The 10,779-nt window shown below is 75.5% G+C and carries 7 protein-coding genes and 1 pseudogene; 6 read left to right on the forward strand and 2 right to left on the reverse strand.

From position 1 onward, the window contains the following. Positions 1–250: 250 nt before the first annotated feature. The 4 genes from ABEB16_RS05480 (at position 251) to ABEB16_RS05495 (ending at position 5,128) form a co-directional block, all read left to right on the forward strand. Positions 251–616 (forward strand): STAS domain-containing protein, encoded by a 366-nt coding sequence (locus ABEB16_RS05480; RefSeq protein ID WP_345711259.1) that lies wholly within the window; start codon positions 251–253, stop codon positions 614–616. 14 nt (positions 617–630) lie between these two features. After that, positions 631–1,071 (forward strand): ATP-binding protein, encoded by a 441-nt coding sequence (locus ABEB16_RS05485; protein ID WP_345711260.1) that lies wholly within the window; start codon positions 631–633, stop codon positions 1,069–1,071. 99 nt (positions 1,072–1,170) lie between these two features. After that, positions 1,171–3,612 (forward strand): sodium-translocating pyrophosphatase, encoded by a 2,442-nt coding sequence (locus ABEB16_RS05490; protein WP_345711261.1) that lies wholly within the window; start codon positions 1,171–1,173, stop codon positions 3,610–3,612. Continuing rightward, positions 3,605–5,128, forward strand: coding sequence for a DUF7059 domain-containing protein (locus ABEB16_RS05495; RefSeq protein ID WP_345711262.1), 1,524 nt, complete (start codon positions 3,605–3,607; stop codon positions 5,126–5,128). The genes ABEB16_RS05490 and ABEB16_RS05495 overlap by 8 nt, the downstream gene beginning before the upstream one ends. Positions 5,129–5,146: 18 nt before the next feature. Here ABEB16_RS05495 and ABEB16_RS05500 read toward each other — a convergent pair whose 3' ends face one another. Then, entirely contained in the window at positions 5,147–5,548 is a 402-nt protein-coding gene (locus ABEB16_RS05500; RefSeq protein WP_345711263.1) for an OsmC family protein, read from the reverse strand. 246 nt (positions 5,549–5,794) lie between these two features. Between ABEB16_RS05500 and topA the strand changes: the two genes are divergently transcribed. Together topA and ABEB16_RS05510 are read left to right on the forward strand one after the other, a co-directional pair. Further along, entirely contained in the window at positions 5,795–8,638 is a 2,844-nt protein-coding gene (topA, locus tag ABEB16_RS05505) for a type I DNA topoisomerase (protein ID WP_345711264.1), read from the forward strand. 254 nt (positions 8,639–8,892) lie between these two features. After that, positions 8,893–10,119, forward strand: coding sequence for an acyltransferase family protein (locus ABEB16_RS05510; protein WP_345711265.1), 1,227 nt, complete (start codon positions 8,893–8,895; stop codon positions 10,117–10,119). Here ABEB16_RS05510 and ABEB16_RS05515 read toward each other — a convergent pair. Then, a pseudogene (locus ABEB16_RS05515) lies at positions 10,108–10,779 on the reverse strand (hypothetical protein); the annotation flags it as partial. The gene ABEB16_RS05510 and the pseudogene ABEB16_RS05515 overlap by 12 nt on opposite strands.

The following is a 10,779-nucleotide window of genomic DNA, read 5'->3' on the forward strand; positions in this document are numbered from 1 at the left end:
GGTGCAGCACCGCCTCCGGGGCGGTGCCCGCGCCGGGCCCGCCGTCCGGGTGACGGTCGGGGTGTCCGCCCGGGCCCGGGCCGGTCGGGGGCGGGGCGGGGTCGCGGGGCACGGCACGAGTGTCCTGCCCCGGGCGCGGCCCCGCCGACCCACCCGGACGTGCCTGGGCGCGCCCGGTGCCCACGGCGATGGTTCAATGCGTTGCAGAGCCCCCGGCGCGCGTGGGGGTCCCACAGAGCGAGGAGGGGTCGTGGACCTGTCGGTGACCAGCCGGGAAGAGGGCGGGCGGACCGTCGTCGAGGTGTCCGGCGAGATCGACGTCTACACCGCCCCCACCCTTCGCGAGCGGCTCAACGAGCTCGTCGGGGCAGGGCACCACCACCTGGTGGTCGACATGGAGGGGGTCGAGTTCCTCGACTCCACGGGGCTGGGCGTGCTCGTCGGCGGCCTGAAGCGGGTGCGGTCCCACGACGGCTCCCTGCACCTGGTGTGCCAGCGCGAGAAGATCCTCAAGGTGTTCCGGATCACCGGGCTGACGAAGGTCTTCCCCATCCACGACTCGGTCGCCGACGCCATCGCCGCATCCAGCTCGGCGGAGTCCGGCACCGCGTCCTGACGTCCGCGCACCCCGTGCCGACCGTCGCCCTGCGCTTCAGCCCGCTCGCCGAGCACGTCCGCACCGCGCGGCTCGTGGCCGTGGCCGTGGCCCGGCGCGCGGGGTTCCCGGAGAGCCAGCTCGACGAGATCCGCATCGCCATCGGCGAGGCGTGCGCGCGGGCCGTGCTGCGCACCCGCAGCGACGCCTTCGTGTCGATGGACCTCACGGACGACCACGACCGTCTCGACGTCGTCGTCCACGACGACCGCCGGGACGTCGTGGACGGGCCGGTGGGCGGGGCCGGCGGCAGCGAGGACCCCCTCGCGCTGGCGCTGATGGCCGGGATGGCCGAGGCCGTGAGCGTCGACGACGAGGACGGCGCCCCCGGTGCCGTGCGGATGACCTGGTCCCTGCACGCCGAGCCGTCCGACGCGCCGTCACCACGTGGTGACGGCGGCGCGTCCGGCTCGTAGACTCCCCATCCGCGATCATGGCTCGCTGAGCGGACCGCGCCCGACGGTGCGGGCGACCACGACGGTGGCGTCCCGGCCGCGACACGTCGAGGAGGACGGATGCCCGCACTCGCCCACGTCACCGCTGCATCGACCACCGGGGTCGCCACCGGATCCCTGACCGGTTCCAGCCAGATCATCGTCGGCGGTGTCGGGGCGGTGGCGGTGCTGTCGCTGCTCGTCGCCGTGGTCTTCCGCCGCCAGGTCCTGGCCGCGGCGGACGGCACCGAGGCGATGCAGGCCATCGCCCGCGCGGTGCAGGAGGGCGCGAGCGCCTACCTGCGCCGGCAGTTCCGCACCCTCGTCTGGTTCGCCGTCATCGTCTTCGGGCTGCTGTTCCTGCTGCCCGCCGACACGACCTCGCTGCGGGTGGGGCGCAGCGTCGCCTTCCTCGCGGGCGCGGGGTTCTCCGCGGCCATCGGCTACCTCGGCATGTCGCTGGCGGTGCGGGCCAACGTCCGGGTCGCCGCCGCGGCGCGCTCGGGGGAGGGCGGCCGCGAGGAGGGCATGCGCATCGCGTTCCGCACCGGTGGCGTCGTCGGGATGGTGACGGTGGGCCTGGGCCTGCTCGGCGCCGCGGTCGTCGTGCTGGTCTTCCACGACGACGCGCCGACGGTGTTGGAGGGCTTCGGGTTCGGCGCGGCGCTGCTGGCGATGTTCATGCGCGTCGGCGGCGGCATCTTCACCAAGGCCGCGGACGTGGGCGCCGACCTGGTCGGGAAGATCGAGCAGGGCATCCCCGAGGACGACCCGCGCAACCCCGCGACGATCGCCGACAACGTCGGGGACAACGTCGGCGACTGCGCGGGCATGGCCGCGGACCTCTTCGAGTCCTACGCCGTGACGCTGGTGGCGGCGCTCATCCTGGGCCGGGCGGCCTTCGGGGAGCAGGGCCTGGTGCTGCCGCTGGTGATCCCCGCGATCGGTGCGCTGACCGCGATGCTCGGCGTCGTGCTGGTGCGGGCGCGGACGGGCGTCAACGGCCTGACCTCGATCAACGTGGGTTTCTACCTGAGCGCGCTCATCGCCTTCGTCGGCGTCGCGATCGCCTGCTTCCTGTACCTGCCCTCGACGTTCGCCGGGTTCGACGGTGCGCCCGCCGACGTGGCCGACCTCAACGGCAACCCGAAGGTCGTGGTCCTGGCGGCGGTGTCGCTGGGCATCGTGCTGGCGGTGCTGATCCTCTGGCTGACCGGTTTCTTCACCGGGACCGACGCCTCTCCGACGATGGACGTCGCCAAGACGTCCCTGACGGGCCCGGCGACGGTGGTGCTCTCCGGCATCGGGCTGGGGCTGGAGTCGGCGGTCTACACGACCGTCGTCATCGGCGGGGCGGTGTTCATGGCGTTCCTGCTCGCCGGCGGCACCCTGACGCTGGGCATGTTCTTCATCGCCCTGGCCGGCTGCGGCCTGCTGACCACGGTGGGCGTGATCGTCGCGATGGACACCTTCGGGCCGGTCAGCGACAACGCGCAGGGCATCGCGGAGATGAGCGGTGACGTCGAGGGCGAGGGCGCGCAGGTCCTCACCGAGCTCGACGCCGTGGGCAACACGACCAAGGCCGTCACCAAGGGCATCGCGATCGCGACCGCGGTGCTGGCGGCCACGGCGCTGTTCGGCTCCTACCGCAGCGCGGTGACCGAGGCGCTGGAGGAGGCGAGCGCCTCCGTCGCGGGCCCGCTGCCGGAGTACGTGGTCCACACGATGGCGCGCTTCGAGATCATCACGCCGACGACGCTGGTGGGCGTGCTGCTCGGCGCGGCGGTCGTGTTCCTGTTCTCCGGCCTGGCGATCAACGCGGTCGGCCGCTCCGCCGGCGCGGTGGTCGTGGAGGTGCGCCGCCAGTTCCGCGAGCACCCCGGGATCATGACGGGGGAGGAGCAGCCCGAGCACGGCCGGGTGGTCGACATGTGCACCCGCGACGCGCTGCGCGAGCTCAGCACCCCGGGCCTGCTGGCGGCGATGGCCCCCATCGCGGTGGGCTTCGGCCTGGGCGTCGGCCCGCTGGCGGGTTTCCTGGGCGGTGCGATCGCCTCGGGCGTCCTGATGGCGGTGTTCCTGTCCAACTCCGGTGGTTCGTGGGACAACGCCAAGAAGATCGTCGAGGACGGCCACTTCGGCGGGAAGGGCTCCCAGGCGCACGCGGCCGTCGTCATCGGCGACACCGTGGGCGACCCCTTCAAGGACACCGCGGGGCCGGCCATCAACCCGCTGCTGAAGGTGATGAACCTCGTCGCGCTGCTGGTGGCGCCGGCGGTGGTGTCCCTGGGGCTGGGCGAGGGCGAGAACGAGGTGCTGCGCTACGGCATCGCGATCGCCGCGAGCGTCGTCATCGTGGTGGCCGTCGCGATGTCCAAGCGCCGCCGGGTGGAGCTCGACGACGTCGACGAGGACGAGCGGATCGCCGCCGACCTGGACCTCGACGGCGGGTCGGGCGACCCGCTGCGCAAGGGGTCGGCGCCGGTCGGCGGGTCCGGGCCGGAGCGGCCGATCGGTGAGTGAGCCCGCGGTGAGCGCCGCCCAGCTCATCGGGCGGTTGCGCGCGGACCTGGTGGCGGCGGAGTACACCGTCGAGCGCGTGGAGGCGGTGCTCGGCCCGGTGGCGTCGGCCGCGCTGGGCCGCGAGCAGGCGCTGCCGGCGGTGCGGGCCGCGGAGGCCTCGGGCGAGCCGGCGGCGGTGCTGCTGCGCTGCCTGGTGCTGGGCCGGCCGGTGCCCCGGGAGCTGCTGGACGCCGCCCTGCCCGGTCTGGGCACCGACGGCGCGGTGCGGCTGGGGCTGGTGCGGGCCGCCGGTGCGGACCCGGGCGACGAGGTGCGCGCGGAGGTGGAGCTGCGCCCGTACGCGGCCGAGGACGCCGCGGGCCGGGCCGACTGGTGGCTGGTGTCGGACCTGGGGGAGACGGCCACCGACGCGCCGCTGCGCACGGACCACGTCCTCGGGGTAGGCGGGGCGTCGGTGATGCTCGCCCAGTGCACGATCCGCACGCCGGTGGGGCGGGTGCTGGACGTGGGCACCGGCTGCGGGGTGCAGGCGCTGCACGCGGCCCGGCACGCCCGCTCGGTGACCGCCACGGACGTCTCCGAGCGCGCCCTGGACCTGGCGGCGGTGAACGCCGCGCTCAACTCGGTGGTGCTGGACCTGCGGCACGGCTCCCTGCTGGAGCCGGTGGCGGGGGAGCGCTACGACCTGGTGGTGTCCAACCCGCCGTTCGTCATCACCCCGCGCGGTGGGGACGTGCCGCGCTACGAGTACCGCGACGGCGGGCTGGCCGGTGACGCGGTGGTGCAGCGGCTGGTGGCGGGCGTGGCGGGGGTGCTGGAGCCGGGCGGGGTGGCGCAGCTGCTGGGCAACTGGGAGCACCGCGCCGGGGAGGGCTGGCGCGACCGCGTCGGGGGCTGGCTGGAGGGCACGGGCCTGGACGCGTGGGTGGTGCAGCGCGAGGTGCAGGACCCGGCGGAGTACGCGGAGCTGTGGATCCGCGACGGCGGCCAGCACCGGGGCCCGGCGTTCGAGTCGCTGTACGCCGCGTGGCTGGACGACTTCGCCGCCCGCGGGGTGGAGGGGGTCGGTTTCGGGTTGCTGACGCTGCGCCGGCCGGTGTCGGGGGAGCCGACCCTGCGGCGGCTGGAGGAGGTGCCCGGTCCGGTGCGCCAGCCGCTGGGGGAGCACCTGGCGGCCGGGTTGGCGGCGCACGACTGGCTGGCGGCCCGCGACGACGACGCGCTGGCCGCGGCGCGGCTGCGGGTGGCGCCGGACGTGACGGACGAGCGCCACCACGTCCCCGGCGAGCCGGACCCGTCGGTGCTGCTGCTGCGGCAGGGCGGGGGGTTCGGCCGTGCGGTGCCGGCGTCGGGGGAGCTGGCGGGGTTCGTGGGCGCCTGCGACGGGGACCTGACGGTGGGGCAGGTGCTGGCGGGGATCGCGGTCATCCTGGAGCGGGAGGTCGCCGGGGTGCGGGCGGAGCTGCTACCGGTGGTGCGCGAGCTCGTGGCGGACGGGCTGCTGCTGCCGGTGTGAGGGCCCGCCGCGGGCCGCTCAGCCGGTGGTCACGTCGACGGGGACGCCGGCCACGAGGGAGCGCACGACGGTGGAGCCGGCGGCGGCGCGTGCCAGCAGGTCGGCGAACGCGGCGGGGTCGCCGTCCAGGGGCCGCACCCGCACCGCGACGGCGGTGACGAGCCCGGTGTCGCCGACGGTGACGTCCACCGCTGCGGTGAAGTCGGGCAGGTCGGTGCCGGTGGCGTCCGCGGTGTGGCGCAGGTCGTTGCAGAGGCAGCCGCCGACGGCGAGGGCGAGCAGCTGCCCGCCGTTGAGGCCGAGGCCGAGGCCGCCGGCGCGCCCGTCGGGGCGGTCGACGACGACGGAGGTACCGCCGGTGGTGCCGAGGGAGGCGGCGGTCCCGGCGACGGTGCGGAACTGCGCGGAGATGACGGTCATGGGGGGAGTGTGACCGCGGGGCGCGGGTGGCGCCCGGGGCGGGTGCCGGCAGGCCCGGTGCCCTGCGGTTGCGAGTGCGGTGCGGTCCCGTGCGAGGCTGGACGGCGCGGCGGGCGGTGCCCGGGCGCCGCGTCGGTGCCGTGATCGGCGTCGGCGCGCCCCCGGTGGCAGCTACGGTGCGTGATGAGCAGGGCGGGGCCACCGCGCGGTGGCCCCGGAGCGGGGCGGAGAGGACGGCAGCGAGCAGTGGCTGGCAGGACGACGGCGAAGGCCGGGACGGGCGACGGCGTGCGCCGCCTCGTCATCGTGGAGTCGCCCTCGAAGATCGCGAAGATCGCGAGCTACCTCGGGGACGGCTACGACGTGGAGGCCAGCGTCGGCCACATCCGCGACCTCCCGCAGCCCTCCCAGCTGCCGGAGGACATGAAGAAGGGCCCGTTCGGCAAGTTCGCCGTCAACGTCGAGGGCAGCTTCGAGCCGTACTACGTCGTCGACGCGGACAAGAGGAAGAAGGTCGCGGAGCTGCGCCGCCTGCTCAAGGACGCCGACGAGCTGCTGCTGGCCACCGACGGCGACCGCGAGGGCGAGGCGATCGCCTGGCACCTCGTGCAGGCCCTCGAGCCGAAGATCCCGTACTCGCGGATGGTGTTCTACGAGATCACCCCGGAGGCGATCCGGCGGGCGCTGGACGAGACCCGGCCCATCGACGACCGCCTCGTGGACGCGCAGGAGACCCGGCGCATCCTGGACCGCCTCTACGGCTACGAGCTGTCCCCGGTGCTGTGGCGCAAGGTCGGTGCGGGGTTGTCCGCGGGCCGCGTGCAGTCGGTGGCGACGCGCCTGGTCGTGGAGCGCGAGCGGGAGCGGATGGCGTTCCGCTCCGCGTCGTACTGGGACCTCACCGGCACCTTCGCCCCCGCGCAGCAGGACGGCGGCGCGTTCGCGGCCCGCCTCGTGCAGGTGGACGGCGCCCGGGTCGCCACCGGCCGCGACTTCGCCGACACCGGCGAGCTGCGCACCGCGGGCGTCGTGCACCTGGACGAGGCGGCGGCCTCGTCGCTGGCGACCGCCCTGGACGGGGCGGACTTCGCGGTGCGCTCGGTGGAGGACAAGCCCTACAGCCGCCGTCCCGCGGCGCCGTTCATCACCTCCAGCCTGCAGCAGGAGGGCGCCCGCAAGCTGCGGATGACGGCGCGGCAGACGATGCGGACGGCGCAGTCCCTCTACGAGGGCGGCTACATCACGTACATGCGCACCGACTCCACCGTGCTGTCGGAGCAGGCCCTGACCGCGGCGCGCTCGCAGGCGCGGGAGCTGTACGGCGCCGAGTACGTGCCCGACCGCCCGCGGGTGTACGCCAGCAAGTCGAAGAACGCGCAGGAGGCGCACGAGGCGATCCGCCCGGCCGGTGAGGTCTTCCGCACCCCGGCGCAGCTGGCGGGGGAGCTGTCCGGGGACGCCTTCCGCCTCTACGAGCTGATCTGGAAGCGGACCGTGGCCTCCCAGATGCAGGACGCCCGCGGCACCACCGCGACCGTGCGGCTGGGGGCGCGCGCCGCCGACGGGCGGGACGCGGAGTTCTCCGCCAGCGGCACCGTGATCACCTTCCGCGGCTTCCTGGCCGCCTACGAGGAGGGCCGCGACGAGGCCCGGCACGGCGAGGACGCCGAGGGCGGCACCGACCGCCGGCTGCCGCAGCTGGTCGCCGGGCAGGCGCTGGACGTGCAGGACCTGCGCACCGACGGGCACGAGACCACCCCGCCCCCGCGCTACACCGAGGCCAGCCTCGTCAAGGCCCTGGAGGAGCGCAGCATCGGGCGCCCCTCCACGTACGCGGCGACCATCGCGACCATCCAGGACCGCGGCTACGTGCGCTCCAAGGGTTCCGCGCTGGTCCCGACGTGGCTGGCGTTCGCCGTGACGCGGCTGCTGGAGGAGCACTTCCCGCGGCTGGTGGACTACGACTTCACCGCCGCGATGGAGGAGGACCTCGACGCGATCTCCCGCGGCGAGGCGGACCGGGTGCGCTGGCTGACCCGGTTCTACTTCGGCGACGCCGGGCCGGGGGCCGAGGGCGGCGACGCCGGGGCCGGCACGGCGGGGATGACCATGGAGGGCGTCAAGGGCCTGGCCGACGACCTGGGCAGCATCGACGCCCGCGAGATCTCCACCGTGGAGATCGGCGAGGGCGTCGTGCTGCGGGTGGGCCGCTACGGGCCCTACCTGGAGGCGACGGGCGAGGACGGCGCGCCCCTGAAGGCGAGCGTGCCCGAGGACATCGCCCCGGACGAGCTGACCCCGGCGAGGGCGTGGGAGCTGCTGACGACGCAGTCCGACGGCGACCGCGTCCTGGGCACCGACCCCGCCACCGGGCGCACGGTCGTGGCGCGCACGGGCCGCTACGGCCCGTACGTCACGGAGATCGTCGAGGAGGAGGCGCCCGCCGCGCCGGCGGAGGGCGACAAGCCCAGGCGCGGGGCGAAGAAGGCCGCCAAGGCCAAGCCGCGCACGGCGTCGCTGTTCAAGGACATGCAGGTGGAGAGCGTCACGCTGGAGCAGGCGCTGCAGCTGCTGTCCCTGCCCCGCGTCGTGGGTGTCGACCCGGACTCCGGTGACGAGATCACCGCGCAGAACGGCCGGTTCGGCCCGTACCTGAAGAAGGGCACCGACTCCCGCTCCCTCGCCGCGGAGGAGCAGCTGTTCACCGTCACCCTCGAGGAGGCGCTGGCGATCTACGCCCAGCCGAAGACCCGGCGCGGGCAGACGGTCAAGCCGCCGCTGAAGGAGCTCGGCCCGGACCCGGAGTCGGGGCAGCCGGTCGTCGTCAAGGAGGGCCGCTTCGGGCCCTACGCCACCGACGGCACCACCAACGCGACGCTGCGCAAGGACGACGACCCGGAGACGATCACGCTGGAGCGGGCGGCGGAGCTGCTCGCGGAGAAGCGCGCCAAGGGCCCGGCGCCGAAGAAGCGCGCCGCCGCGAAGAAGACGGCGGCGAAGACCACGGCGGCGAAGACGACGGCCGCGAAGACCGCCACGGCGAAGCGGGCGGCGGCGAAGAAGGCGGCCTCGGCACCCGTCGAGTCCTGACGCCACGCGTCCTCACGGCGCGTGCTACCGCCCTGCACGGTCGGTAGCGGCGCGCCGGGGGAGTTCGGGGCCCGCGGCCGGGCTGTGGTTGAGTGCGCCCGCCCCGCCCCCTGCGCCGCACGGGTGACCCCGTCCGGCCCAGCGGGGGAGGGGCGGGTCACGACACGATCCCGGCACACACCCGGCACGCCGTGCGCGGGGGCGCCGGCGTCGTGGCCGTGGCGCACCGCCGTCCGCGACCCGCTGGAGACCCCGTGCCGTCTGCCGCCGCACAGCCCGCGCGCACCGCCCCACCGACCCACGCCCTCTCCACCCACGCCGTGCACGGCCTGCGCGCCGTCGCCGCCGTGCTCGTCGTCTGCATGCACCTCACCGGTGCCGTCGGCTTCGAGGGCAAGGTGTTCGGCGCCGACGAACCGCGCGCCCTGGACTGGCTGCGCACCGCGGGCGCCGGCATCGGCGTGGACGCCTTCTTCACGATCAGCGGCTTCTTCATGCTGCTCACCACGTGCTCGCGACCCGGGCGGGTGCGGGTCCGGCGCACCCTGTGGCGCCGCCTGGTGCGGGTGCTGCCGCTCTACTGGCTCGTGACCACCGGCGTGCTGGCGATCCACCTGGTGGCGCCTGGTGCGGTCAACGGCAGCCAGGAGCACCCGCCGGACGTCGTCTCCTCCTACCTGCTGCTGCCGCAGGCCGGGCTGCCGCTGCTGCTCGTCGGCTGGACGCTCACCCACATCGTCGTGTTCTACGGCGTGTTCTGCCTGGGGCTGCTCACCCGCAGCAGGGCCGGGCTGTGGGCGGTGCTGGGCGGCTGGAGCGCGTTCGTGCTGACCGTCCACCTGCTCGCCGGGGACAGCACCAGCCCGTTCGTGCGCTTCCTCGGGGACCTGCTCAACCTGGAGTTCGTCCTCGGCGCCGCGGTCGCGCAGGCGCTGCTGGCCGGGTGGCGGCGCTTCGGCGGCCTGGCCCTGGGGGTCGGTGCGGGTGCGCTGCTGGTCCTGGCCGGGCTGCGGCTCGTGCCGGTCGCCGGCTCCGACGGCCTGGGCTACCGGGTGTTCGGCGTGGCCGTCGCGGTGGCGCTGCTGCTCTACGGGGTCGTCGCCCGCGAGCAGGTCACGGGCTGGCGGACCCCGGGCTGGCTGCTGGGCGTCGCCACCGCCTCCTACTCGCTGTACCTCGTGCACGTGCCGCTGCTGGGGGCGATGGCCGTCGTCGCGGCGCGGCTGCCGCTGCCGCACGCGGTGCCGGTGCGGGTGGCGGTGGTGCTGCTGGCGCTGCTGGCGTGCGTCGTGGCGGCGCGCCTGACGCACCGCTGGGTGGAGCGGCCGCTCACGGCGGCGTTCGACGGCACCGACTGGAGCCTGCCGCGGGACTGGCTGGTCGGGTACCGCCGCCCGCGGTCGCTGCCGGGTCAGGTGGCGCGCCAGGAGGCGGCGCCCGAGCCGGGCACGCAGGAGCGGTCGAAGCGCTCACTGCGGTAGCACCACCTCCGACAGCGCCAGGCGCACGGCGAGGTCGCGCAGCTGCGCCGTCGTCAGGGCGGCGGACTCCAGCGACCCGCCGGGCGGCAGGACGGTGTCGTGGTCGAGGCGGTGCCCGGCCGTGACGCTGGCGGTGCGCCCGTCGGCGCGCACCGCCAGCACCGTCGGGGTCCAGCCGCTGACCGCGCTGCGGTCCTCGCCCTCCACCCAGGTGCGCCGCTCGGCGACGAGCACCCGCACCTTCGGGACGGGTTCCTCGACGCGGCAGCCCCGCACCGGTGAGGTGGCGGGGTCGGGGCAGCCCAGGCCGTCGACGTCCTGCACCGGCATCCGGCCGAGCCCGATGCGCAGGTCGGTCGCCGGTGTCGTGCCGAGGTCGCTGCCGCGGGCCCGCCAGGCGCCGTAGGCGGGGTCCGAGCGGGTGCCGTAGATCGTGCCGTACCGCGCGCGGACGCCGACCTCGATCCCGGGCGCGGGTGAGAAGCCGGGTGCGACGGCGGCCAGGGCGGTGCGGACGGTCTCGGCGGCGGCCGCGCGGGCGGCGGGGTCGACCGTCGCGACGCCCGCGGGGGTGGCCACCACCTGCGGGCCCTCGCGGCGGGGTTGCCGCGGGCCGTCGGGCTGCGTGGCCGGGGCTCCCGTGACGGCGGCGGCCACGAC

The sequence above is a fragment of the Kineococcus glutinatus genome (assembly GCF_039542765.1).
Classification (GTDB): Bacteria; Actinomycetota; Actinomycetes; order Actinomycetales; family Kineococcaceae; genus Kineococcus_A; species Kineococcus_A glutinatus.

Coding starts and splice junctions, on each gene's coding strand:
- ABEB16_RS05500 (WP_345711263.1), bottom strand. CDS start 5,548: ATGACCGTCATCTCCGCGCAGTTCCGCACCGTCGCCGGGACCGCCGCC.
- ABEB16_RS05490 (WP_345711261.1), top strand. CDS start 1,171: ATGCCCGCACTCGCCCACGTCACCGCTGCATCGACCACCGGGGTCGCC.